This window comes from Planctopirus sp. SH287 (assembly GCF_056500625.1).
In genome coordinates, this window is the sequence record NZ_CM151403.1 from 3,619,387 (window position 1) to 3,645,000 (window position 25,614).

The window sequence follows — 25,614 nt, forward strand, 5'->3', positions numbered from 1 at the left end:
TCATGGGACGAATGTCGATGTCTGCGACAAACGCTATCAGAGAGATAAACGACTGAAACTTCAACTGAAAAGCAAGTGTTGATCTGTTGAGTATTGAACACCTCACCAAGCCCAATTGCAACCAGTGAGCAATGAAAGCAAAAAAGTCAGATAAATCCCCCTGAATAAGATCAACAACTGATCGACATAACAGCCTGTATGCCCTGGCTTCAAACCCCACGTGAAAACCGGGCTTGCTCACTCAAGAAAGAACTCCGGTGACGACACCGTCCGCGACGACATCACCCGCCAAATCTCGCTTTGTTGTAGGCATTGACCTGGGAACAACCAACTGTGCCATGGCGTTTGTCGACACGTCCAGCAACGAGGGGGCTTCTCGTTCCGAGCCTCAGGTACAGATTTTCCCTGTAAGTCAGCTGGTTGCGCCGGGAGTGGTGGAAAAACGGGAAACCCTCCCGTCCTTCCATTACGAGTTCGCTGCGGGAGAGATTCCCGTCGATTCATTGAATTTGCCCTGGTCAATGGCCAATGCCCATTCCACCGGGAAATTAAACCCCACTGCCGCCACCATGCCGACTGCTAAAGACCTGTCAGTGGTCGGCGTTCTGGCCCGAGATCAGGGAGCACAAAACGCCGAACGTTTGATCTCCTCTGCCAAAAGCTGGCTTTGTCATTACAGTGTCGACCGAACCGCGCCCATCCTTCCCTGGCAGAGTCAGGACGATGTGACAAAACTCTCGCCCGTTCAGGCCAGCAGCCGCTATCTGGAGCACTATCGCAAGGCCTGGGATGCTCAGTTTCCCGAACACCCGCTGGCAGATCAGGATCTCGTCATCACCTTGCCGGCCTCCTTCGATGAAATTGCCCGCGAACTCACCGTCAAGGCTGCTCGTGAAGCCGGGCTTCCCCGCATCACACTGATTGAAGAACCCCAAGCCGCTTTCTATGCCTGGATCGAACGACATCGGCACAACTGGGAATCCCATGTTCATCCCGGCCAAAAAATCCTGGTCATCGACGTCGGCGGTGGAACAAGTGACTTCACATTGATCCGCGTCCGCAGCCGGCCCGATGGGCTATGCGAATTTCATCGTGTCGCCGTGGGACAGCATCTGATCCTGGGCGGCGACAATCTTGATCTCGCCCTGGCCCATTTCGTCGAACAGAAATACTCGCTGGGAGAAACTCTCCCCCCGCGCGAGTTCCAGTCATTAGTCCGCAAGTGCCGGGTTGCCAAAGAAGTCCTGCTCGGTAATCATCCGCCCGAAAAAACCAGCCTTGTTTTGTCTTCGGGCAGTTCCCGTCTTCTTGCAGGCAGTCGGCAATTTGAAATCACGAAAGACGAGGCACAGTCATGCCTGGTCGAAGGCTTCTTTCCAAAGAGCGAACTCGCCGATCGTCCGGGCAGTCAGGCACTGGGATTTCGTGAATTTGGATTGTCTTACGCCGCCGACCCCGCCGTCACCAGATATATCAGCCAGTTCCTCAGCCAGCACCGCCAGACACTCGCCGAGCTTGAACAACACTTCCCCACTGCGTCTGCTTCTCCAGCTTTAGTCAATCAAGATCCCGCCTGCCCTGATCTGGTACTCTTCAACGGCGGCGTCTTTGAATCACCTGTCCTCAAAAACCGCGTGCTGGAAACACTGCGCCACTGGTTCTGTCCCAACCTTTCCCCCCAGCAGGCAGCACAGCACATCCAAGAGCTGGATCACGGCCGACTCGATCTGGCCGTCGCTCAGGGAGCCGCTTATTTCGGGTTGGTTCAGCGGGGGCTGGGCATCAAAATCGTGGCCAGGTTAGCGAGAAGCTATTACCTGCAAATTGGCGGTGATTCCCAACAGGCGTTATGCATTCTTCCCTCAGGCATTGAACCAGGGGCAGAGATCGATCTTTCCCAAAGGAAATTTCTGCTCAGGCTGTCTCAACCCGTGGAATTTCCACTTTTCTGTTCAAGCACCCGTCTGACAGATGCGGCTGCCGCCTTAATCCCCCTGGATCGCGAGCAACTCACTCCGCTGCCCCCCATTCGCACAGTGCTGAAAAGCCGCCGCGAGACAGAAGCCACAACAGTGGAAGCCACTCTTTCTGCCCGTCTCACAGAATTAGGCACCCTGGATCTGGGATTTCAGGAAGTCGGCGGCCCACGATCATGGAAGCTCGCCTTCGATGTCCGCAGCGTGACCCGCACTGACATGGCATCCCATACAGGCACAGGCGAACAATCCGGCGTGATCGACGAAGAATTGCTGAAACTCGCCGATGGCCTGATTCGTCAGACCTTTGTCTCACAGGGCACCCACGCCCTCGCCCCACGTGAACTCATGCCCAGACTCTCTGAGGCATTAGAGTTATCCCGAGAAAACTGGCCGCCAGTCACCTTGAGGGCGTTGTGGGCATCCCTCATGGATGTCTCTGCTCAACGCGGTCGTTCTCCCACGCATGAAGCCCGATGGCTGAATCTTGTCGGATTCAGCTTAAGACCCGGCTACGGCGTCGCCATCGACGACTGGCGCGTGCAGGAAACCTGGAAATCAATCAGCGGTAAGCTCAGCAGCGCTGACCCTCAAGTTCGTGTGGAACTGCTCATCCTCTGGCGACGGATCTCGGGAGGGTTGACGGCCGGCACGCAAGGAGCCATCACAGCCCCTCTCCTGCCGATCTTGCGAACATCGTTCAAACGGACGTCCAGCACAAAAAAAGAGACCAGCAAGTCCGGCCCATCGTCCCATGAACTGGCTGAGATGGTGCGATTGATAGGAGCCTTTGAACAACTCCCTCAATCGTATCGTCATGAAGTGGGGAACCTGATTGAACAGGGGCTGCGTACGGGATCACTTCCGGGAACATCAGAAGCCGCAATCTGGTCTTTGGGTCGCCTGGGCCAGCGTGTCCCGGCTTATGGTTCGATAGACCATGTTTTGAAGCCGGCCATTGTGGAAAAATATCTGACAACACTCATGATCTGTGGCGGCCCGACTCCTTTGGTCGCACTGTCATTGGCACAAATCGCCCGGAAAACGGGAGACCGCTACCGGGATCTCAGCCAGGCTCTCCGCGATGAAGTCGCCGAATGGCTGAATCAACACCAGGCCGCCCCTCATCTGGAACAACTGGTCAGAGAAGGTGGCGAATTCACCACCGAAGAAGCTGGCCAATTGATGGGCGACCAATTACCCCCAGGTTTAACCCTTCTGGCATAATCAATGACCCGAAATCAAGCGAGATGCGATCGATTTCCCGAGCAACTCAACACACCCCGCAAGAATGAATCCCCCCCTCGCCCATTCTGACAGAAGGGGCCAGGGTGAGGGTGAGAGCTTTTTCAATAGATATTCACTACAAAAAAACGCCTATCTATCGCCAAGAATTTACTACGTAGGGTGCATGAAGCGCAGCGCAATGCACCAACTCTGAACGACTCGTTACAAGTAGCTATAAACTGTCATTAATCAGTAGGGTGGGTTAAGGCTCTGCGCAACCCACCAGCTCTATTAAAACACCCGCGAACCGCCCCCGCAAAAAATACCACTACCCTGGCGGCGTAAGACCCATTCGTATATCAACAACCTGCCTCATACGCCGCCCCAAACCCCGTAAGGCGCAAGGAAAGAGCGGCCACAACGGGGCTGCGGATCTTTAGCCCACGTCCCGGCCGATAGGCCCAAACCCCGTAAGGGGGCCCCCGACCACTCTTGCGAGCAATCGGGGGCCGTGAAAATTCCAGCAGTGATCAGGGCCACCACGAAACATCATTCCACGAAGTCACCCTCGTTGAAAAACATTCCGTCGGCCTGTCTGATTCAGTATTTACTGAATCAAACGTGATTGTGTTGGCATTCCCTCGTCACAAGAAGTGGCGAATGAATAAGTGCCAATAAAAAACATTCAGTCGGGCATCAGAGGTGTTCTGCGTGAGCAACTCACCTTTGATGAACTGTTTGTCAGTCTCGAATTCGAGGGAAGCGTCCACAATCGGCGCTTCCGCCAATGGGAATGACTCCCCATTGGCAAAGGGTGGCCCTGACCGAGCCGAGAGAGAGTCTTCTGTCCGGAATCACAGGCGAAAAAGACCTCAACCTGCGAGGTGCACCCAAAACGAAGCCTCTCTACCCTATGGCCCATTGTTGCGCGAAAAGCATCCTTCTTTCCCTTCTCATTCCAGCGGCCTGGCGGCGTAAGCCCCAAACGTCAGCAAACGACCGGCCCCATACGCCGCCCCAAACCCCGCAAGGGGCTGGCGGCGACCCATTCGTGGATAAAACCTGCCCTCATACGCGGCGGCGGATGACGCGTTGGAAGTGGAGTTCGACTTCGCGATCAACCACGCGACGCACGCCTTCCAGCAGGCATTGCGGTTCATGATCGCGTTCGCCCATTCTCTTAATATCAACCAGCGGCGTTCCCGGCGGTACTGTGAACGTGCTTTGATGAATGATCTGGTTCCCGGCATCCAGTTCAGGCACAATGAAGTGTACCGTCGCTCCGAACGTCAGCATCCGGCGGGCATACGCATCTTCATAAGGGTGAAATCCAGGGAATGGTGGCAACAGCCCATGATGCAGGTTGATAATCCGCCCTGCGAACTGCCAGCAAACATGCGGAGGCAGCACACGCATGTAACGGGCCAGTAAGACATAATCGATCTGAGCCTCATCCAGCACTTGAACAAACTGGCTATAATCAGGCTCACCCCTGGCATCACCGATGTTGATAAAAGGGATATCGAATTGTTCGGCGACACCCCGACAAGTCTCGCGGTTGCCAATCATCACAGCCGCTTCGGCTTTGAGTCGCCCATCACGAATCGCGCGGAGAACCGCCAATGCAGGCTCCGGGCGATAAGTCGTGCACAGTGCCAGACGTGGCGGACTGATGCGTTCCTCTCGACTCCAGACACGGATCGCCAATTGCTTGACTTCGCCAATTTGACGCATCGCCTCGCGAAGTTTGGCCACCGAATCCTGCGCGCCAGGCCATTCAATGCGCAAGTGCATTGCGAAAAGACGCTCTGCGTCATGGTCAAACATCTGAATCTCATGGATGTTCGCACCCGCCCCCGTCACATGGTGGACAATGGGATCGGCCAGCCCAACATTATCCGGGCCAACGGCGGTAATGACGACTTGCATGAAAGACTCGTTGGTTATTGAAAATGGAGAGTTGGTTGTTGGGAAGAACAGGCAGAGATCGACGGATGATTGCCAACGATCCCAGCAACCATCATTTTCCGCTCGCTTCCCATGCCTCAAAATACACATGCGGCTGAGTTTTTCGCCACAAGGCCAGCGCTTTCCCCACATGACTGAAGAAGGTGTAGCTTCCCAAAATCTCCGCATCGGTCTGGGATTTTGTCGTGGCAATCACCCAGTCAGCAGCCTTAAGAATCTGCTCGCGCGGAGGATGCAACTCTTTCGGGGCAATGGCCAGCCATTCCAGATGATGACCCGTAGCGATGACCTTTTTGTACAGTTCATCATTCACGGGGGATGTTAACGCCACCGCTCCATCTGACCAGTTCGAGGGCCAATGACCATCTTCAAACTGAGAAACGGAAATCTGATCACGGATAAACTCCAGATGTTTCCATGCCAGGTCGCGGCCAGCAGGAGACAGAATCTTGAATTCATCATCCAGACGGATCAGCAGCATCAGGGAATAGACACGGTGCGTTCCCGTACAGACACCAAATCGCTGGTGTCCCCGAACCAATCGCTCGGCCAGCAAATCAAAATCAATCCGGCGACCTTTCGCGTTCGTCCAATGGTTGGTCGGTGCCAGCCAGAGTCCAAACGCCATGGCCGACCATTCCACTTCGATTTCATCAACGCGAAAATCCAGGAGCGATTGACGCAGTACGTCGCCAATATCCTTCTGCTTCCCCCCCGGCAAGAACACCGGTTCGTGCAGCGAAACACCGGCTTCTGTCAGCGAAGCCAGCCAGTGATCGTGATGCACCGAAGCACCGGTCTCTTTTCCCCAGCGAATCGAAACCCCCGTGCTGTGATCTTCCAGAATCGGCTTGGTTTTCTCACCCCATGATGCCAGAAACTGGCCATGATTGGTGAGAAATTCTTTCATCTGCTGACCACTCATCACGGCCGGATCTTTGAACTTTGCATGGATTGACCACGTACGCAGCGCGTGCTCCACATAGTTAGGTTTCAATGTCTCTTTCGGGAAGCGTGGCTGAATTTTCGTCAGGACAGCCGCCAGCTCTTCATCGCTGACAACTTCGGGATCGTCATAAAGCGGCGAAATCGATAATGGCTCTGTCCGTGGAGGAACAGGCACTTGAGGCCCAGGCATCAGCAAGGGTTCATGCCGTAAAGGAGCAGCGGGGGAAAAGGCCCAGGCTAGCGAAGTCGCCAGAAGGATGGCAGTCGCCAGTTGAGTCAGTCCCACCATGCGCCAGAATCGGGATCGCGCGGTCGGTGTCGCCAGAGTTGTCGGTGACATGAGAAAATCCTGCATTTCCTATGGTGCAACGTCAGGCACCAGAACCGGGCGTAAAGAAATTGATGAGTATCGCACCAGGACACAACGCGTCGTCATTAACGATCAATGATCACACGGCGGGTAAAGATCGCACCCCGACCATCATCATAAACCTGCTTCCAGGCGGCTTCTTCTTTCATGCGACGAATGAGCGAGTCACGGAACTGCTTATCCAGAATCACGGTATTGACGCTGTAACGATCAAGCAGTTCACTCCAGCCGGAACCTTGGTCAACTACAGTCAGATAATCGCGCCAGACTTCACGCGGGACATTGTGCGCATGGGAATTGACGAAAACCTGCATCCCTGGTGGCCCAAACTTCTGAAGAAAGTCGCCCCACTCATAAGGGTTGAAAACCTGTCCCACAGGTGGCTTCTTGCGAAGATATTCAGTCAATTCCACCGGCGAAAAGTCCGAAAAGAGCCGGCTGTCTGAAGGCTGCTTTCCATGCAGAATCCGCATGCCCAGTGGACTGAAACCGAAGAAGATCCAGATCAGACCCACCAGCACGACTGTCCATTTTCCGGCTCGTGGCGAAGCACGTTTTTCCCATTTCTTCTTCGTCAGTATTGCATCCAGATGAATGGCAATCGTCCATATGGCCACAGCAAACCACCAGACGATCATTCGCACATTCCACCAGCCCAAAGCTGCTAATCCCACCAGCAACAGGATTTCTCCCGTCGAAACCCGGCGAGGCGAACTTCGCAGAACCGCCAGCAGTGCCAATCCCACCACAGCGAAAAGTTGGCCTTCCTGAGCACGTAACGTGAGCGGATGCCATTCGGTCAGACTCCCCAGGTTCGGGTTCTGCGAAAACGTGAGCACTTCAACCCACAGTCGCCATTGGTAAGGATTCAAGAGAGTCGCCACGGCGGATAATTGCGCCAGCAGCACGAACTTCCACAGAGTCTGATCCCGCAGAACGGAGCGAACATCACCCGTGCGAATCAAATGGTCAATCACCCGCCCCGTAATCAATGCCACAGGCACCAATAACCCCACAATGAATGACCCATGAAGGTTCGCCCATAGCGCCATGATCAGCGGCAACTGCCACCAGACATGCCGGGAGGATTTCGCCGAAAACCAGAGCGGCAATGTTGCCAGAAAACACACAATCCCCAGCAATTGGGGACGAAGAACCGAAAGCTCGGCAAAGTTGATAAAAGCAAACAGCATCCCACAGGCTGCAGCGAGCAGCAAACGGTGCGTCTGGTTCGCCAGCGGCACCACGATTAAAGCCACAATGCTGGCTACCAGAATACCGAGCAGACCCTGCAGTCCCGCTCCGCCCAGCAGATGATCCACTCCAACGAACAACAACTGGCTCAGCCAGGCCGTGTTCATATAAGGCATGCCGGTTGCCAGAGGCATTAACGGTTCCGTCGTCGCAAACCCGTGAGCTAATAGATATTGACCATAATTGAGGTGGCCCCACAGGTCGGTATGCCACAACGGCTTAATAGAAAAGAACCAGAAGACCACCCCGACGAGCGCGGTAATCGCCACCACTTGCCGTGAAGCCCGCATCCAGAGGGGCGTCTTGTCGGTCAGCATCGAAGCATCGGCGCCCACATTCGGGTGCCGCCCCGATTCATGCTCCTGGGCTGGCAAGCCTTCCGCAGAGTCCTGCTCTGTAGACGCCGATGATTCTCCCGGAAGCAAAGAGGCCGGGGGAGATGTCAGCAGATCAGCAGGCATAGCAAGAACCCTTCCACGTAAGCAATGCGCGAACTCAAGCGAAGCGGCTTCAATGACGCCCCTCCACGCATTCAACTTACCCCCTCAATGAAGGGGAGTGGGCGGCTCGTTGACAGAATGCCACAGTTGACCTGCCCGGTCATGCCGATCGTGAGGATTGCAAGGGATTAACAGCCTGTCGGGCGATCAATGTGGCAGCGAACTGCCATCGGTGAGGTTGCTGGGAACCCCTTGGGGATAGGTCTTCTTCAGCCACGCCTGAATCTGCTCCAAGCGGCTCTCGGGATGAGGATGCGACGCCAGGAACTCAGGCTGACGGTTTCCCTGGCTGGCTTCCGCCAGAATTCGCATCACACCCAGCATCTGGGATGGATCGTAGCCCGCATCGACCATGGCCACCAAACCGTAAGAGTCAGACTCCGATTCATCTCCCCGACTGTAGCGAAGTTGCAACATCTGGTTCACGACCATAGCAGCCATCTGGGCGTTTTGTCCCCCACTGTTTTCGTCACTGGCAGCCACTCCCGCGGCTGTGGACAGCATCTGGCCCAACTGTCCTTTCGCCATATGTTCGGCACTATGACGATTGATGACATGGCCAATTTCATGGCCGAGCACACCCGCCAGTTGCGCCTCGTTTTCCAGCCGGGAAAACAGGCCCAGCGTGATAAAGATCTGTCCGCCGGGAAGGGCAAAAGCATTGATTGTCTGAGGATCAGCCAGCAGGTGAAACTGGAACTTCCAGGGACTCTCTTTCGCCTTGGAATTTTCCACCAGACGGCGTCCCACTTGCCGCACCAGAGCAGCCCGGGGGTCGTTCTCGGGAATCAGGCCGCCCATCTCACGCGCCATTTCCGGAGCCGATTGTTGCCCCAAAGCCAGTTCCTGGCTGGGAGACATCCCCACGAACTGCCGTTCCCCCGTGACCGGGTTTACGTCCATGCTGGCAAAATATCGCACCAGGGCAAACCCGGCGATGGCCAGACCAATCAGAATTTGAATCCGAAAGCCACGACGCCTCGGTTGATTTCCATATGACATGAGAGAAGTCTCTTGAAGTCGGTCAACAATTGATAAACATACCGGCTGTTCATTGTGACACTTCGAGCGACATTTCCCAAACCAAAATCTATCGCGCCATTTCTAGAAACCGGGGCCAGGGCCAGGAATGGGGACAGGAACGGGAACAGGAGTGACGTCTGGTGACAAGACCGCCCCCCCACCGTTATTCGGCAAGAAGACGTTAGGAGTGACGGGTGAAGGTGACGCTGCGGCAGCTGCCGCCTGCCGAGCCGACTTTTTGCCACGTCCCGGCCAACGGAACAGATCCCCCGTTTTGGCTTCAATCTGGGTATTGATTTCGTTTCGCAGTTGCAGGGCATCAATATCAGAACTGTTCTGGTGCAAGGCGGCATCAATATGCTGGCGGGCGCGCATCAGATCACCCTTTTGAGAGTAATATGCCGCTCGCTCATAATGTGCCCGCGTCAGGCTGTTCCGATTGACCGGCGAAAGATGATCACGAAAGTGTGCCGCCCGCTCTTCGGTGGCTTGTTGAAGAACCTCGCCTTCCACTCCCGCTGCGAATTCATCCACAATGCGGGGAGTAATCAGCACAATCAGTTCGGTTCGTTCAATGCGGCTGGATTTATTTCGGAAAGCCGCCCCCACCAGCGGCAAAGCCCCCAGTAAAGGAACGCGATCGACGGACTCGGTCGATTCTTCGCTGATCAGACCACCGATCACCACCGTCTGGCCATCGCGAACCATCACGTTCGTGGTCACTTCGGTGGTGTCCTGATCGGGCAGACCAGTTGATTGATTGATAATCGCGCGGGATCGTTCCGGGTGAACTTCCATCCGCACTAATCCATCAGGAGCAATGAACGGCCGGATAATCAGCTTGGTTCCAGACTCCAGAAAGTTCACATTTTCAATCGTTTGAGTGCTGTTGAAAGCGAGTGTCTTATAACTGAGCCGTGTACCGATCACCATTTCGGCTCGCTGCTTGTTGAGTGCCCGAATTTGAGGCGAAGCAACGAGACTGGTATCAGCCAATGTTTCTAAAGCACGAATGAAGCCTGTGATATCACCCGCGATGAATCCATACTTCAGGCCGGCCGTATTCGCCAGAAACTGGGCTGCCGGGGGAACGATGGAACCTGTGCCACCGGGGAAGCCGCTACTCGTGGCAATCGAGGCTCCATTACCTGTCACCAGCAGATTTTTATCGCCTCCCAAGAGAGCCAGGTTGACCCCAAAAGCCATATCGTCTGTCAATTTCACGCTCAGAATTTTGGCATCGATAATGACCTGAAGGGGAGGGATATCCATTTCAATCAGGATGCGATCAACTTCGGAAATCACTTCTGCATAATCCTGAACAAGCAAAGCATCACGCTGCGAGAGACTATCGCCACCGCCATCAGTCGCGTTCTCGGGAATGCCTGTCGCAGAGGGCGTAGTCACTGACAACTTGCCGAGTGTGGGTGTCAGGATCGGCTGAATCAACTGCTGTAGTTCTTTGACGTTGATATAATTGGGCTGATAAATCTTCGTAACCACCTGACGACTCGCCTGACGACGGGCCTCGGCTTCACGCGCTGTCATCACAAAGACAATGTCTTTTTCCCGCTGGAAGATGAAACCACGAGAACGAAGCAATCCATCCAAAGCGGCTTCCAACGTCACCCCTTGCAGATTAACAGTCACCTTCCCCGTCACTTCCGGGCTGGCCAGAATGTTGATCCCCGCCATCTGTGCCAATAGCTCCAGCACGCGAGGCAACTCGGCCTGCTCCACCTGAAGATCAAATTTTTCTTCTGGCGATGCGACCTCTGATGAACCATCCAGCGCATGAGGGATTTGAGGCAACAGTCGGATTTGTGGTGCCAAAGGAAGCTCCACACTTTTCGGCCCTTCCACCGGTGGCAAGTCAGCCTGAGGAAGCGGGGGAGCAGCCACCGGTGCTGTGAATGGCGGCAATGACTGAGCAGCCGGATTCGTCTGAGGAATCATCTCGGAAGAATTGCCTGGCACAGCCACCGGAGCGGCACCAGATGTTGTGGGTGCTGCTGAATTGGTCTGAACCGAACGCAAAGACAGCTCAGTCAAACGATTCTCAATCTGCTGTAATTGCTGAGTGTTTCTCATCTGTTCATAAAGAGCTTTGGCCCGATCAAGATCCGATTGCTGACGATCACTCTGGGCTTGTGCCAGTCGCTCAATTTTCTGTTCCAATCCCGTGAGCTGAGCTTCCAGACGATGATTGACAGAAGGAGCCGCAGGGGTCGCAGATGCACGAAAAGTTGGCGCAGTCGGAATTTCATCAACAGGCAAGGCGCGAAACGTGATCGCCGGAGAGATCTCAATCCGATCGTCCGCAATTTCCTGTGGTTCGGGAACATAGGCCCCATGGCTTGAGGCTTCATATGGCTCTGGCTTTGTCAGACGAGCTTGCGAACTCTTGATCGCCAGTGATCCCGTCGGTGCAGAGGCGAAACTGGTCACGGTGCGTACGGGTTGCTGCCCGGCAAGGGCAAGGTCTGTGGGAACGGTCTGATCAGCAGAAACGGAAGCAGCAGGTTTGGCTTGCGAAGTGCCCCCCATGACAGGCAGGGAAGACGCTTTAGAAGAAGTGCCACCTTTCACAAGGCTGGCACCTTGCCATTCAGCCGGCCAGAATTCTGAGCCAACAAAGAGCGTAGCCGGCAATGCAAACCCGAGGGCCATCGCTCGAAAAGCCAATTGAAATGAAGGATTAGGCATGACGTCTTCCATGACGTAATTAACCGGTCAGGCTCTGAGATCAACAAGCCATCAAGGTTGAAACTGGCGTAAGTGCATCTGCGGAGGAACCCCCAGGTCTTCCAGTCGGTCTTTCTCCGTGGGATCGTGGCCGACAAGAGTCTCGACGCTGCGGGGAAGTTTGAGTTCAAAGCGGCCCGAGCGGTCTTCAAGAATGACCCGCTCCGATTCCACTTGAACCAGGCGAAAATTGATCCGTTGAATGGAAAACTTCTGACCTTCATTGACTAAACGGGAATTAATGAGAGCGGCCCGCCGTTGTGTGCCAACAACGGTCGATTGCAACATCAGCCCGGGGCGGGCCTCCGCAATGGCGGCCGCGGGATCATCTTTCGGTTTTTCTACCGGGGCTGCCAGGACAGGCGAAGGAACCGGCTCGTCTTCAAACAGGAGGGGCAGTGGATAATGATCTTCTGCAGGATGAAAAGGATCAGGCGTTGACTTGAGACCGCGATCCGCAAGAAGTGGATCTTTCGCCAACCGCTGCTCCCACGCCGACCAATCCAGAGGTGTGGCTGGCGATCCTGTGGGCAACGGGGAGGTCGCGTCTGTTCCCAATGCTTGCGGAGCCATTGAAGAGGAACCCGAAGCCGTCGAAGCTCCTGAGGGAGAGCTGGATGAGGTGGTATTCGACGCAGAACCAGGCGTCTTCCGGGAAGGTGCCAGCCATCCGGAAAGCATCGGCGCCCAGATCCAGAGTCCCACACATAACAGCGCAGTCAGCATCGCCGTCTTCGGCCAGCTGGCACGAAGATCCTTCATCAGTTTCTGTGAAAAAGAGACTGTTGCCATGGGGAGGCCCCAATCGCACGACAATCACGTGCGCGATTTCATCGACAAGAAGTGAGGCTGAGGGAATTCCAGGGAGCGGCCGACTGGCCATTGAGAAACAGGAAGGGGAGAACGTTCGATGAGCATTGAAGAGAGGCGTGTGTATCCGAGCCATCGTCAATCTGGCGGCCAAACTTTCGTTAAAAGCCGCATTCTCGATGCAACCCGCCTAAATTTCGCTTCACGGGAGCTGTTCCAGTTGTTCCTCGGCAAAAGCTGCCAGTGGAAGTAAACGGTGCTCAGTATCTGAGGCTGAAGCCTGGCTCCCTCTCCCGCTTGCGGGAGAGGCCAAGGATGTGAAGCCGGGGTGAGGGCCGATGAACCAGCCGTGTTTCCAAAGCCAAGACCAATCCTCTCATCACCTTCTCACTCAACGGAGAAGGATTTGAGAGTTTCAGGACAGGTTCTTATACGGTTTCCAGGAAATAACTGCGCTGCTCGAATTTCACATGTCTTTTAACAGGCTTGACTTCGGAACAACGCACCGCGCAGTTTTTTCTTGTGAATGATATTACTGGGCGCGCCAGTGGGCAACCAGTAGCAGCAGCTTTGGGACGAAGATCAGCAGGCCCACCAAGAGTGAGGCGATGGCCACCAGCAGAACCGCTCCAGCGGCACAATCTTTAGCCCGGCCCGCCAGCGGATGAATCTCGGGGGAAACCAGATCCACGATTCCTTCGATCGCGGTGTTCATCACTTCAAAACCCAGCACGATGGCAATGGTCAGAATGAGCAGGCACCATTCGATGGTCGAGCACCCCAGGATCGCTCCCAGCAAAATCGGACATAAAGCGATGACAAGGTGCCGCCGCATGTTGCGTTGTGTCGAGATTGTCTCTCGCAATCCACGCCAGGCATGACTCAGGCTCTGGAGAAAATCAGGCTGACGCACGTTGACTCAACTTCCCGACATAAAAATAAAGTAGAGATTCCGACTCATCGGCCAGTCACGACTTGCTGGCCAGCCACATTGATAACGCCCAACAAAGCCAGCAAAGTGCCATGTTTGCGGCTTTGAGCTGTCGTTTATACACAACTTTTTCGCCACCTGAACCGCACCAGGAAATTGGCATGGGTGGCCCATAGCACCTTGCGGCCTTTACCTCAATATCTGGCACACAGCCGAGGGAATCCAAGGGATTGATGCTGTTCAAAAGTCATAGAGCAGGCTCCCGCCCCATCCCGTTCGACTCCCCTCGTGCATTGTCAAAGTATAAAACTCGGGTTTCTTCTGTTGTTAAGTCCGACAACGGAGGACGTAGCGGCGACATCAACCCGAAAACAAAGCCGTGACACGGCACTCGATCTCTTCCGAATTCCTTCGCGATCTTCTTTTCTTCGCGGTAAAAATTCTTTGACTCACCGCAAAGGCGCGAAGAACGCAAAGGAGTCATTCCGATGAGCAGGTTTTTCCCCCAGGCCGGAACTCCCGTGGGTTGATCTGGTCATCACCCCTTGATGGTGTCAATGCCGTGCCGCTTGCTCAAGGGAATAAGAAATTTATGTATAAAAGACAGCGGCTTTGAGCAAGCATGCTCCTGTAGAGCGAGAGAATTGACGGCAAACGCACATTCGGCATGCCCACACAGAACCGGTCAGCATGGCACGAAGAGTCATGAACTCGCTGTTAATTCATGGGATTGATATTAAAAAATGAGGTTATACCAACCTCCCCTGGAAACAGCACGTTTTCCCAGACTCTGCGCCAGGCTGACCAGTCACAAGCGTCATGTCTGAAGTACCAAAAGTAAAACGCGGAACTCTTCGTGAGAAAAGTTCCGCGCGGGTGATTGATTTGACGAACGAGCAGCGATTCAGGCTGATGCCGATTATTTCTTGGCAGTCTTGGCCTGACGGAGCAACTCCACATAATCCGAAGCGACTTTCAGCACTTCGTCGTTGTAAGGAGTTTTCTTGAAGATCGGCCCATCAGTCCCCTTGGTTTCGTGCTCTTCTTCTTCCTTGCGGATCTCTTCCACAGCCTTCTCTTCGTCACGTTCCTTGCGGAGCGTTTCTTCGTTCAACGAAATCGTTTTCCGATTCTTGCGGGCATCAAATCGGCTGATATCCCCACGAATTTTGTCGAACTCGGGATTGGCTTCAATCCGCTTGGCACTGGTGTCCTTGACGGCCGAGACCACCACAGGAGGCGTCATGTCGTACATGGGATGACGGGCTGGCGGCACCTGATCGAAAGCCAGCGCATTTTCCAGGAACGATTCTCCCAGATCCATATGGTCGACCAGTGAAGGCAGAACCACATCCGAAGGAACGCCACGGTTCTGAGTGCTGTCGCCGTTAACACGATAGAACTGATTGATCGTCAACTTGACCGAACCCAGATCCTGATTGTTCAGCACTGAGAAAATCCGGTTGCTGATCGGCATCACATGCTGCACGGTTCCTTTCCCGTGAGTCGTGGTGTCTCCCACAACAATCCCACGACCATAATCCTTGATAGCAGCAGCAAAGATCTCGGAAGCGGAAGCCGACAGACGGTTGCACAGGACGACCAACGGCCCCTTGTACATCACGCCCTGTTCTTCGTCGTCATAGGATTTGATCTTGCCGTTAGGTTCCTTGATCTGAACCACAGGCCCCAGATCCAGGAACAGGCCCGAGACTTCGATGGCTTCCGTTAAAGCCCCGCCGCCATTCATTCGCAGATCAACGACAATGGCGTCCACACCCCCTTGCCGATCAAACTCCTGCAAGACCTTGGCAACATCGCGAGCTGTACTCTTGAAGTTATCCTGACCGGATTGAGCACCGCCAAAGTCACGGTAAAACGAAGGGATATTGATCACACCAATCTTGCCACGTGAACCGGGAACCCGGTCAGCCATCGGGATGATTTCGCCCTTAACTTCCTGGCCTTTAAGCTCGATCTTCTGGCGGGTCAGGATGATCTCACTGGTTTCGCCAGCAGCATTCATCACCTTCAGCTTGACCTTCGTACCACCTTGCCCACGAATCAAACGCACCACACGGTTGAGCTTCATTTCAACAATGTCGACATAGTCTTCGCCATCCTGAGCCACAGCGACGATCTTGTCCTGGGCCTTCAGACGACCATCTTTTTCCGCAGCACCACCGGCAACCACTTCCGAAACCGTGGTGTAACCATCGATCGAACGCAGGGCGGCTCCAATCCCTTCCAGACTCAGACGCATGGAAATCTGGAAGTCTTCCATCGTCTGGGGAGACATATAGCTCGAATGAGGATCAAACGAGTGAGCCACGGACGAAAGATACATTTCCATAACTTCTGAGGGTTCCGTCCCCTTGGCAGCGCGGAGCAGCGTCTCATATCGCTTGTGAACCTGCTTCTGAGCTTCGTCCAGAGGTTTGTCATCAAGCTTCATCGACAGCAATTCAAATTTCACCCGCTTGCGCCAGCGTTCGTTCATTTCTTCTGGAGTCGCGGCATAAGCCATCAGATCGCCATCCGTCACCATGGATTCCTCCACAGTAAAATCATGAGGCATGTCGACGAGTTGATGAGCCAACGCCACCCGCTCAGTCAAGCGTTGCAAGTAACGCTGGAAGACAGAGTGTGCAAAATCGACATTACCAACCTTGAGCAGATCGTCGAGCTTGTCCTTATAGGCCGAAAACTCATCAATGTCGCCCTTGGTGAAATAGAGCTTCTGCGGATCAAGATCCTTCAGAAATCGCGTGAACGTCAGTTGGGAAATCCGATCATCCATTGGTTTTTGTCCAATGTGATATCGGCTGATCATATCTGCGGTCAGGCGGGCTGTGGCTTGTTCACTGGTCGAAGTCTTCCCCAGGTTCTGGGCGAAAATCGTCGAGGCAGCCATAAAACACGCGCAGGCCACGACTCCTGCAACCGCTCGAGACGGCAATCGCTGCATCATTCCAAACATCCCTGAGTAAGGGGGAGACTCCCCTGTTGCTAAAACTACTGCCATAGACTGGCAGCCATGACCGAACGTGTGCCCCTGATGATCGTATCGCAGTTTTGCAAAGTCAGGCAAGATGCGTCTTTACAGAACCTGCACAATCTCAAAGGCTTGGAGAATGATTAACCAACGGCAGAAACTCGCAAAAAGCAGCGGTGAAATCCCGTGACAGAAGCTGGATCACTGCAAAACAGCAAGAATCATCGAATTCACACAGACGGGCAACTTGCGAGAATGACAGAGACCAACTTCACTGCGAAGACAAATCATCGCTCTCAGAGTTACGACGAATTGCCCGATCGCGTGAAAGGAACTTTATCAGTTGCCCGTTTATTCTCAGAAAACATGAACAAACGACAAGTCCCTGCCCCATAATCCGTCCCCTGCCTCCGCCCGATGATCTGGCAGGAAGCTGAAGACAGACCTCTTAACTCAACAGGAAAACCCGGCGAGACAGAAAGAAAGAGTGCCGGTCATTTGTGGGAACGCTGGCGTTCAGGCGCGGAAAGGAAGCCCACAGGCCGCCCGGCAACGATCAAGCACCTCGCGCGCTTTTTTGCGAGCCTTGGCTGCTCCCGCCTGAAGAATCGCTTCCACTCGCTCCGGTTGTTGAATCAGTTCTTCACGGCGAGTTCGGGCCGCTCCAAAATGCTCCATCGCAGCTTCGTAAAGTGCCGTCTTGGCCTCGCCATATCCCATGCCACCCTGACGGTAACGATCGGCAAGGGCCTGCTGCTGTTCAGCCGATGCAAACAGCTTGTAAAGCGTGAAAATATGGCAGGTCTCAGGATTCTTCGGAGCTTCCACCGGCGTGGAGTCTGTTTTGATGGAATTGATCTTCTTCTTCAACGCCTTGGGCGCCTCAAAGACTTCAATCGTGTTGCCATAACTTTTGGACATCTTCTCGCCGTCGGTTCCGACCACCTTGGCCGAGTCATCCAGCACGCGGGCATTCGGCAAATGGAGGAACTCGCCACCATAAAATGAGTTAAACCGCTGAGCCACATCGCGCGTCACTTCAATATGCTGCACCTGATCCACACCGACAGGAACCACATCGCTGTCATAAGCCAGAATGTCGGCCGCCATCAGAATCGGATAGGTAAAAAGCCCCGCATCGGCAGGAATCCCGCGAGCCACCTTATCTTTATAAGCATGGCATTTCTCCAGCAGACTCATCTGAGTGACGGTCATCAGCAACCAGGTGAGTTCAGTGACTTCAGGAACATCGGACTGGCGGTAAAGCGTGGCCTGATCCGGATCCAGCCCCAGCGCCAGTAAATCGAGCGCGGCATCCAGCGTGTGTTGCTTCAATAAAGCCGCATCACGAATGGTCGTCAAAGCATGCAGATCAGCAATAAAATAAAACGACTGCTCATGCCCCTGCAGAGCCAGATACTGGCGGATTGCGCCAAAGTAGTTGCCCCAGTGGAATCGTCCGGTCGGCTGGATTCCTGACAACACCCGCATGCTGATTCCCTTGACTAAAACCGTTGACCGAAACCACTTTTGTGAGACAACCCCACCTTCGTCTCCCCACATCCGGTGGAAAGATCGGAGGCACTCATTCAAATCATCAACAAGACTTCCGTTGCGTTTTCGGAAGTTTCACCGTCTTGATCATGTCCTGAACACGACTCAAACCACGCTCTTTGAGAACATGGGCCAAACCCTCTGTTAACTGACTGGAGAGCGATGGGTTATAAAAGTTCGCGGTCCCCACTTGAACGGCGGTCGCCCCGCAGACCAGAAACTCCAGCACATCATCGAGAGATTGAATCCCTCCCACGCCAACAATCGGGCAATCAACCTGTTGTGCCACTTGCCACACAATCCGCAGTGCCAACGGCTTGATCGCCGGCCCACTGAGGCCCCCCATGCCATTTCCTAACCGGGGTTCCCCCGTCCGCCAGTCGACAGCAAAGCCCTGAAAGGTATTAACCAGCGATAGTGCATCAGCCCCGGCACCAGCGGCCGCTTTGGCAATCTCCACCACGCTCGTCACGTTGGGTGTCAACTTCGCAATGATCGGCTTGGATGTCACTTCTTTCACAGCAGAAACGACTTCTGCCGTCATGCTCGGGTTCGTGCCATAGTCGACCCCCCCGCTGACATTCGGACAACTGATATTCAGTTCCAGAGCTTTGATACCAGAGAATTCATCCAACCGGCGGGCCATCACAACGAAATCTTCGGTGCTCTTACCGGCAATATTGACAATCAGTGCCGTTGGCAGCATCGACAATGCCGCCAGATGCTTGGTGATAAAAACTTCGATGCCATCGTTATCCAGACCAATGGAATTGAGCAGGCCAGCGGTGGTTTCCACTGTTCGCGGTGGAGGATTCCCCGCACGCGGCTCACGGGTCACGGTTTTGGGAATAACGCCCCCCAGCTTCGTAAAATCGACAAATGCCGACATCTCACGGGCGTAACCAAAAGTTCCCGAAGCCACCAGAATCGGATTGGCAAGAGAAAGCCGACCCAGTTGAACAGCCAGATTCACATCGGCAGCAGTTGGGATCGCTGGCTGGCCGGATGAAGCAGTCGTGGTAGAAAGAGACTCTGTCGGCAACATAATTCAAAAATTTCGGCGAAAACGACAATGTCTGGTCGTGAGAAAAAACAGCTTTCGTGCAGACTAACGATTTGAGGCCAAAACCGACAACCACGCCAGACTTGCTTCCTCACACTTGCAGCAATGAGCGCCCGTGCCGAAGATGACCCCGGTCGCGGAAATTTCGCGGAAACCCGAACCTCTGCTCGAGACATATCGAACCGAATATGACTGACCCGCACATTCTCACCCGGCAGCTTCAAAAGAAGAATGACTCCAAAATCGTCCTCCTCGTTGGCGATGGATTGGGCGGGTTGCCTCAATCTCCCGGCGGTAAGACCGAATTGGAATCCGCGCTTACGCCCAACCTCGATGCGCTCGCCACTCGGGGCTGCCTGGGCCAGACAATTCCCGTGCTCCCCGGCATCGCTCCCGGCAGTGGCCCGGGACACCTCGGGCTGTTCGGTTACGACCCGCTGCAATATCAGATTGGCCGGGGCGTTCTGGAAGCTCTGGGGATCGATTTTGAACTTGGCCCCAACGATGTCGCCATTCGCGGCAACTTCTGCACGATTGATGGAGCAGGCCTCATCACCGATCGTCGCGCGGGCCGCATTGGCAGCGAGATTGGTGCCGCTCTCTGCGAGAAGCTCGACAAGATCACCATCCCCGGAGTGGAAGTCTTTGTTCAGCCAGTGAAGGAATACCGTCTGGTCATTGTGTTCCGTGGCGAAGGACTCGGCGGGCAAGTTCACGACACCGATCCTCAGGCTACCGGCGTGGCTCCGCTCACCGCCGTTGCCAAGAAAGATTGCTCCAAGAAAACGGCCGATATCTGCAATGAGTTCCTGCGGCAAGCCAGGGAAGTTCTCAAGAACGACGCGCCAGCCAACTTTCTGACACTCCGTGGTATCGACACCCTGCCAGCCATTCCTCGCTTTGAGGAAGTCTACGGCATGAAGCCTGCGGCAATCGCCGTCTATCCGATGTACCGCGGACTGGCTCGACTGGTTTCGATGGATGTGCTGGATGCCGGCCAGACACTCGACGACCAGATGGCACGTCTGAAAGATTCCTGGAACGATTACGACTTCTTCTTCATCCACTTCAAGTATACCGACTCGACCGGTGAAGACGGCAACTTCGCCGCCAAGGTGAAGCGAACCGAAGAACTCGATAGCTGCATCCCCAAGATCATGCAGCTAAACCCCACCGTTGTGATCGTCACTGGTGATCACAGCACGCCCAGCAAGTTGAAGTCACATAGCTGGCATCCCGTGCCCACACTGCTGGCAGCCGACACCTGCCGCTTTGATGGTTCGACCAAGTTCGGTGAATCGCAGTGTGCTCGCGGCGGACTGGGAACCTTTGAAGCCAAGTACCTGATGCTTCAAGCCATGGCCCACGCCGGCCGCCTTGAAAAATTTGGTGCGTAGATCAAACAGTTTCAACGAGTGAGACCGTCAGACACATTCTCTCACACTGACTTGAAGAACACTGTCCCAACTAACGCCCGGTGCCCCACAGGCGCCGGGCGTTAGCTGTTTAATCACCATGCCCCCGGGTGGCCCAGACGACGACCGGGTGGCCCAGGGCAGTAGTAGGGCAGGCTCCCGCCTGCCGGTTCGGCTACGCGCGTTGCCACAAGAGATTAACGAGATTGAAATGGCTGGCGGAAGGTTTTCAATGCCTTGACCACAACTCGAGCAACGACGCGGGGTGAAAGCATTACGAGCGCGAAAGCGCAACGAGCCGGAAGCGTCAGCGACGGACATTACTAATTAATCACTCCCCCACCACAAGTTCAACTTCAACACCTTCCGAACCAAAGCATTCCTCACGACTCCACCTCGCTCCCGATTGCGAGATCACTAATGCGAGTGCCCGTCGCTGACGCTCAATGGCACTTACTTTGTGGTTTCGGCTCACTTTCCTGAGGACTGGCATGACATTTGCGCCCTGTGGATGAAGGGGTTTTTCTTCATCCACAGGGAAGCGATATGTCTGTCAGCTACGTAGGACAGGCTCCCGCCTGCCGGTTCGGCTACGCGCGTTGCCACAAGAGATTAACGAGATTGAAATGGCTGGCGGAAGGTTTTCAATGCCTTAGCCACAACTCGAGCAACGACGCGGGGTGGAAGCATTACGAGCCGGAAGCGCAACGAGCCGGAAGCGTCAGCGACGGACACGACTAATTAACCACCCCACCACCACAAGTAGGGCAGGCTCCCGCCTGCCGGTTCGGCAGGGTAGCCCAGGTTGACTATACTCAGTCTACCTGGGCCACTCCGCTATTTCCTATTAGCACCAGCGTGAAACGGCGGCCGCTCATGATCACTTATGAACAGTTTGGGAAGCTCCGTCTGAAGAAGTTCACGTACAGAGATGATGAAGTCGAACGGGTAAAGGGCTACGAATTCCTCGATCAATACTGGGTGGGAGAAACGTTAAGCTTCACGGCGTTCCTGCGACTGGAGACAGACACAAAAATCGTTCGGGCGATCACAATCGATTTGAGCGACTTTCTATTAGAAGAGCGGGAAGTTTTGTTACAAGCGTTAGGCCTCCCACTACATCAGGGAATGCCGGCGAACGAACTGTTTCAGTTGCTCGGCAAACCCACTGGCAAACGGGTCTACCTCAGCGCGCTAGATCGAGCCACTTATGAATTCCAGCTTGCTGGCCCCCCCACTTACAACCTCTCCTGCACAGTCAGTAACGATAAAGGACTAACCTATCTCGTCATGACGAGACCATAATTTCATTCATGGTCGCCATTACAAAAAGGCAATGCCCGTGATTCTGAACTCTCCGTGCGATGCTCATAGCTGTAGGTTTCCTTCCCAACACAAGTCGAGCAACGACGCAAGCCGGAAGCAGGGTAGCCCAGGTTGACTATACTCACTCTACCTGGGTGGCAACGCCACAAGAGGTTAACGAGATTGAAACGGGCTATCTAAAGGTTTTCAACGCCTTGACCACAAGTCGAGCAACAACACGAGCCGGAAGCGTTACGAGCCGTAAGCGTCAGCGACGGGCATGATTTACTAATCACTCCCCCGCCACGAGTTCTTCTTCAACACCCCTCCATATCAAAACATTTTTCTTGAATCCCTCTCGCTCCCGATGATGAGATCACTAATGCGAACGCCCGTCGCTAACGCTTCCGGCTCGTTGGTAGGGAACGATTCATGTCATCCATGCTCCAGCAACGTAGGGCAGGCGCCCGCCTGCCGATTCGCAGGGTAGCCCAGGTTGACTGTACTCAGTCTACCTGGGTGGCAACGCCATAAGAGGTTAACGAGATGGAAAGGGATAGCTGAAGGTTTTCAATGCCTTAGCCACAACTCGAGCAACGACGCGGAGTGGAAGCAGCGGCAGGCCTTGTTTTTATCGCTGTGTGCCGCAGGCAGCAAAGGTTACGGCAACGGACGGCCAGCCATCTCTGTTCCCACCCAATACGAGGCTGGATCAGAACCGCAGTCGACTGGAGAATGAAACCTCTTATGACTTTGCCACCCCCGTAGAAATCAGAATTTCAACCGGGGCTACCCGGCGGTGGAAGGAATCTCGAAAAAGCCCAGTAAATTCAAATGGTTCGTTTGAACCACTCAAACTCATGCATATTCGTGAAACTTTCGGTTCCTTATTGATGTTCGTAAATGAATGTCGAGTGAGTGCCATATCCTCGATAGATCGGACTATTGAGGTGCGATGATGAATACAAACACATTTTCCAGTGCGTCTCAAAATTTTGGGAATCAGGGATTGGCAGATCATCTGCTCTTGAGCACATATCTGAAAAGCAGAACCCCTGAAACATTTTTGGAACTTGTGAGGAGGCATTCGGGACTTGTATACGGGACGTGTTTGCGAATTACATCGAATTCACATGATGCCGAAGAATTGACGCAGGAATGTTTTTTTGACCTCTCCCGTCAGGCAGGCGAAATTCGATCATCGCTTGTTGGCTGGCTCCATCAGACAGCGACTCATCGTTCCCTCAATCGGTTGAGAGGTGAGCGAAGACGGCAGTCGCATGAGCAAGAGGCCAGTCAGCAACAAGCTGATAAGTCGTTATCGCAGGCGACATCTGAATTATCATGGGGCGAAATAGCGCCATTGGTTGACCAGGCTTTGTCTGAATTGCCGGAACAATTACGAGCACCAGTCTTAATGCATTATCTGGAAGGTGCTTCTCAATGTGATATCGCCAACACCCTGGGGGTGCATCAGTCAACAGTTTCGCGGCGATTGTCTGAAGGCATTCACTGTCTTCGTGAGACACTCCGGCAGGCAGGCCTCATTGTGCCAGCGACATTATTGGTAACTTGCCTGACTGGCCAATCCGCGGTCGCCGCTCCCCCTTCTCTGGCTTCATCACTGGGCAAAATGAGTTTGTCCGGAGTTGGAGCGACGATCTCTGCAAATTCTGATTGTGCACCATGGGTGATCGGGGGCATCAAGGCCGTGGTTTCCCTTCTCATACTGCCCACCATTGCAGGGATCATCTGGGGGGAAGTGGTTTCCCTGCTGGTTCTGGTCGCAATGTGCTGCTATCTGGGCTGGTTTCGCCCTGAATGGTTTCGTGTGCTCTCCTACACGCGTCAATTCCCAAATATCTATGACTGGCCATTCTTCCCTTTCAAACGATGGGACTGGACGTCCACACCGAGGGAATGGTGGATTTGGATGATGGTCTTTCTTGTGACAGGAATTGAACTACTGGGGTTAGCGCTGATTGTGTCGTATTTTGAAGAAATTCGGCTCAGCAAACTTCTTTTGGTTACGGCTGGATTTTGGCAGATTTTTATGGGGATCAGAATCTGGATTCAAGTTCGTCGTTGCCGTTCAAACGGTACTGCTGTCGGTGTTGCAGAACCAGAATACCCAGTCGACGGGGCACTGCTGTTGTCGTACTTTTGTGCCGGGATGGTGATATTTAGCGCCCTGAGTGTCGCTCCCTGGTTTCTTACTCAGCCAGAAAGCAGTTTTGGAGAATTCTGGTTAACTGCAATTCTCCTGGTGTTCTTAACCTCGGTTTTGCTCTGGAGAACTGTGCTCGTTCTTAGCAGATGGCGACGCTGGCTGAAACCGGGCGAAATCAAACCCACTAAACTTCATCTGGTCAACGAACTGGCACCTCCAAGATGGATTCTGATCACCAAGGTCTTGATACCGCTGGCGTTGGCCATTTGGATTTCATTCTACATGATGGTTCAGGATCTCTATACAGTCCATGTCCCTTTTGAAGAGGACATGCTGACCGTTTTTCGTAGACAAGGTTTTGCCATGGCACTTCCCGTGATGGGTTGCCTTGTTCTGACAATCCGGCCAATGGCTTATCTTTATCGTCGAATTCCACGAGTTATCTGGGGCGTTTGCTTTGGCGCTATTGGAATCACCACTGTTTTTCAATTGGGCTTTTTTGCCCATAACTTTTTTGCAACTCCCGCACTGACCACAAGAGTGATAAAAGGCTCCCCTCAAAGGATGGAGCTTTCCTCTGGTCATTTCATTCTGGAAAAACCGAAACTTATTGAAATTGATTCTGGCGGTTCCCGCTCCAAATTTATGTTGGATCGCTTAGTCCTTGATGTGAGGCTTGCGTCTGAGGGGACGGTTCTCCTGGAATTCCCCAACCATACATGTCGTCTCAAGGTTGATATCAACAAAAAATACGGAACGTCGTCTATTGGAGTATTTATTATGGTCCTTCCTGATGGTTTCCAGAAAGGTGTTCCCACCAAATTTCAGGTTTCGATTATCATCACAGATTCACAGCAACGGCGTTATGAAAACCAACAGTTCTTCTTACCCCTTCCGAAGGACTTGACCCCTGAGGATTGGAGAGCACAATTTGAATTTCGTGAACAGGCTGCGGCAAGATCCTATCCGCTAGGCCAAACAGTGAATCTGGGAACGATTCAGGGAATGCCAATCAATCTGACCGTGGTCTCTTCTGAAATGGAAAATCATGCCTCAACAGCAGAGTAGCCCAGGTTGACTATACTCACTCTACCTGGGTGGCAACGCCACAAGAGGTTAACGAGATTGAAACGCAGGGTGGCACAGGTTGCTCGTCTGCGAGCTACCTGTGTGCCGCAGGCAGAGGAGGTTATGGCACCGGATAGCAAACCATCTCCGTTCCTCTCCCCTAAACGAGGCTGGATCAGCATCGCCAACGGCCAGATGGTGGCGGCTTTCAATCGCTGAGGGAACGGACAACCACGCTCTACGACCGGGGTGGCCCAGACATCTAAACCCATGCAGGGCAACCACGCCAACT

15 protein-coding genes and 1 pseudogene are annotated in these 25,614 nt (G+C 53.9%); 6 read left to right on the plus strand and 10 right to left on the minus strand.

The features are described from left to right. The first annotated feature begins 257 nt into the window (after positions 1-257). Positions 258-3,203, plus strand: coding sequence for a hsp70 family protein (locus tag SH287x_RS13445; protein ID WP_479514831.1), 2,946 nt, complete (start codon positions 258-260; stop codon positions 3,201-3,203). Between the two features lie 1,068 nt (positions 3,204-4,271). On the opposite strand, the gene SH287x_RS13450 is transcribed toward SH287x_RS13445, so the two are convergent. The 10 genes from SH287x_RS13450 to SH287x_RS13495 all read right to left on the minus strand — a co-directional run bounded on the left by SH287x_RS13450 (position 4,272) and on the right by SH287x_RS13495 (position 19,346). Then, positions 4,272-5,132: a formyltetrahydrofolate deformylase gene (locus SH287x_RS13450; protein ID WP_479514832.1), complete on the minus strand. Its 861-nt coding sequence runs from the start codon at positions 5,130-5,132 to the stop codon at positions 4,272-4,274. A gap of 91 nt (positions 5,133-5,223) precedes the next feature. After that, positions 5,224-6,459 carry a hypothetical protein gene (locus SH287x_RS13455; RefSeq protein ID WP_479514833.1) on the minus strand — a complete coding sequence of 412 codons (1,236 nt, stop codon included), beginning with the start codon at positions 6,457-6,459 and terminating at the stop codon, positions 5,224-5,226. Between the two features lie 95 nt (positions 6,460-6,554). Next, positions 6,555-8,204 carry a hypothetical protein gene (locus SH287x_RS13460; protein ID WP_479514834.1) on the minus strand — a complete coding sequence of 550 codons (1,650 nt, stop codon included), beginning with the start codon at positions 8,202-8,204 and terminating at the stop codon, positions 6,555-6,557. A gap of 186 nt (positions 8,205-8,390) precedes the next feature. Further along, entirely contained in the window at positions 8,391-9,245 is an 855-nt protein-coding gene (locus SH287x_RS13465) for a M48 family metalloprotease (RefSeq protein WP_479514835.1), read from the minus strand. A 102-nt stretch (positions 9,246-9,347) separates the two neighbouring features. Continuing rightward, a complete protein-coding gene (locus SH287x_RS13470) occupies positions 9,348-11,972 on the minus strand; it encodes a secretin and TonB N-terminal domain-containing protein (protein WP_479514836.1) in 2,625 nt (874 codons plus the stop codon). Between the two features lie 51 nt (positions 11,973-12,023). Then, positions 12,024-12,803: a hypothetical protein gene (locus SH287x_RS13475; protein ID WP_479514838.1), complete on the minus strand. Its 780-nt coding sequence runs from the start codon at positions 12,801-12,803 to the stop codon at positions 12,024-12,026. Between the two features lie 550 nt (positions 12,804-13,353). Then, on the minus strand, positions 13,354-13,734 hold the full coding sequence (locus SH287x_RS13480; RefSeq protein WP_479514839.1) for a diacylglycerol kinase family protein: 381 nt from the start codon (positions 13,732-13,734) through the stop codon (positions 13,354-13,356). Positions 13,735-14,671: 937 nt separating this feature from the next. Then, complete coding sequence (locus tag SH287x_RS13485; protein WP_479514840.1) at positions 14,672-16,777, minus strand: carboxy terminal-processing peptidase; 2,106 nt, start codon at positions 16,775-16,777, stop codon at positions 14,672-14,674. A 486-nt stretch (positions 16,778-17,263) separates the two neighbouring features. Then, positions 17,264-18,238 (minus strand): tryptophan--tRNA ligase, encoded by a 975-nt coding sequence (gene trpS / locus SH287x_RS13490; RefSeq protein ID WP_479514841.1) that lies wholly within the window; start codon positions 18,236-18,238, stop codon positions 17,264-17,266. 106 nt (positions 18,239-18,344) lie between these two features. Next, complete coding sequence (locus SH287x_RS13495) at positions 18,345-19,346, minus strand: dihydroorotate dehydrogenase (RefSeq protein WP_479514842.1); 1,002 nt, start codon at positions 19,344-19,346, stop codon at positions 18,345-18,347. Positions 19,347-19,552: 206 nt separating this feature from the next. Between SH287x_RS13495 and SH287x_RS13500 the strand changes: the two genes are divergently transcribed. From SH287x_RS13500 to SH287x_RS13520, 5 genes and pseudogenes are all read left to right on the plus strand, one after another. Then, entirely contained in the window at positions 19,553-20,761 is a 1,209-nt protein-coding gene (locus SH287x_RS13500; RefSeq protein WP_479514843.1) for a 2,3-bisphosphoglycerate-independent phosphoglycerate mutase, read from the plus strand. 564 nt (positions 20,762-21,325) lie between these two features. After that, the gene (locus SH287x_RS13505; protein ID WP_479514844.1) at positions 21,326-21,520 is read left to right on the plus strand and encodes a hypothetical protein; all 195 of its coding nucleotides are present in this window, start codon (positions 21,326-21,328) and stop codon (positions 21,518-21,520) included. A gap of 135 nt (positions 21,521-21,655) precedes the next feature. After that, positions 21,656-22,084 carry a hypothetical protein gene (locus tag SH287x_RS13510; protein WP_479514845.1) on the plus strand — a complete coding sequence of 143 codons (429 nt, stop codon included), beginning with the start codon at positions 21,656-21,658 and terminating at the stop codon, positions 22,082-22,084. A gap of 958 nt (positions 22,085-23,042) precedes the next feature. Beyond that, a pseudogene (locus SH287x_RS13515) lies at positions 23,043-23,600 on the plus strand (RNA polymerase sigma factor); the annotation flags it as partial. A 195-nt stretch (positions 23,601-23,795) separates the two neighbouring features. Beyond that, positions 23,796-25,322 carry a hypothetical protein gene (locus tag SH287x_RS13520; RefSeq protein WP_479518762.1) on the plus strand — a complete coding sequence of 509 codons (1,527 nt, stop codon included), beginning with the start codon at positions 23,796-23,798 and terminating at the stop codon, positions 25,320-25,322. Positions 25,323-25,614 lie beyond the last annotated feature (292 nt).

What these genes read in the sequence shown, in the direction of transcription:
- SH287x_RS13450 (WP_479514832.1), bottom strand. Translation starts at nt 5,132, where the DNA reads ATGCAAGTCGTCATTACCGCCGTTGGCCCGGATAATGTTGGGCTGGCC.
- SH287x_RS13455 (WP_479514833.1), bottom strand. Translation starts at nt 6,459, where the DNA reads ATGTCACCGACAACTCTGGCGACACCGACCGCGCGATCCCGATTCTGG.
- SH287x_RS13460 (WP_479514834.1), bottom strand. Translation starts at nt 8,204, where the DNA reads ATGCCTGCTGATCTGCTGACATCTCCCCCGGCCTCTTTGCTTCCGGGA.
- SH287x_RS13465 (WP_479514835.1), bottom strand. Translation starts at nt 9,245, where the DNA reads ATGTCATATGGAAATCAACCGAGGCGTCGTGGCTTTCGGATTCAAATT.
- SH287x_RS13470 (WP_479514836.1), bottom strand. Translation starts at nt 11,972, where the DNA reads ATGCCTAATCCTTCATTTCAATTGGCTTTTCGAGCGATGGCCCTCGGG.
- SH287x_RS13475 (WP_479514838.1), bottom strand. Translation starts at nt 12,803, where the DNA reads ATGGCAACAGTCTCTTTTTCACAGAAACTGATGAAGGATCTTCGTGCC.
- SH287x_RS13485 (WP_479514840.1), bottom strand. Translation starts at nt 16,777, where the DNA reads ATGGCAGTAGTTTTAGCAACAGGGGAGTCTCCCCCTTACTCAGGGATG.
- trpS (WP_479514841.1), bottom strand. Translation starts at nt 18,238, where the DNA reads ATGCGGGTGTTGTCAGGAATCCAGCCGACCGGACGATTCCACTGGGGC.
- SH287x_RS13495 (WP_479514842.1), bottom strand. Translation starts at nt 19,346, where the DNA reads ATGTTGCCGACAGAGTCTCTTTCTACCACGACTGCTTCATCCGGCCAG.
- SH287x_RS13500 (WP_479514843.1), top strand. Translation starts at nt 19,553, where the DNA reads ATGACTGACCCGCACATTCTCACCCGGCAGCTTCAAAAGAAGAATGAC.
- SH287x_RS13505 (WP_479514844.1), top strand. Translation starts at nt 21,326, where the DNA reads ATGTCTGTCAGCTACGTAGGACAGGCTCCCGCCTGCCGGTTCGGCTAC.
- SH287x_RS13510 (WP_479514845.1), top strand. Translation starts at nt 21,656, where the DNA reads ATGATCACTTATGAACAGTTTGGGAAGCTCCGTCTGAAGAAGTTCACG.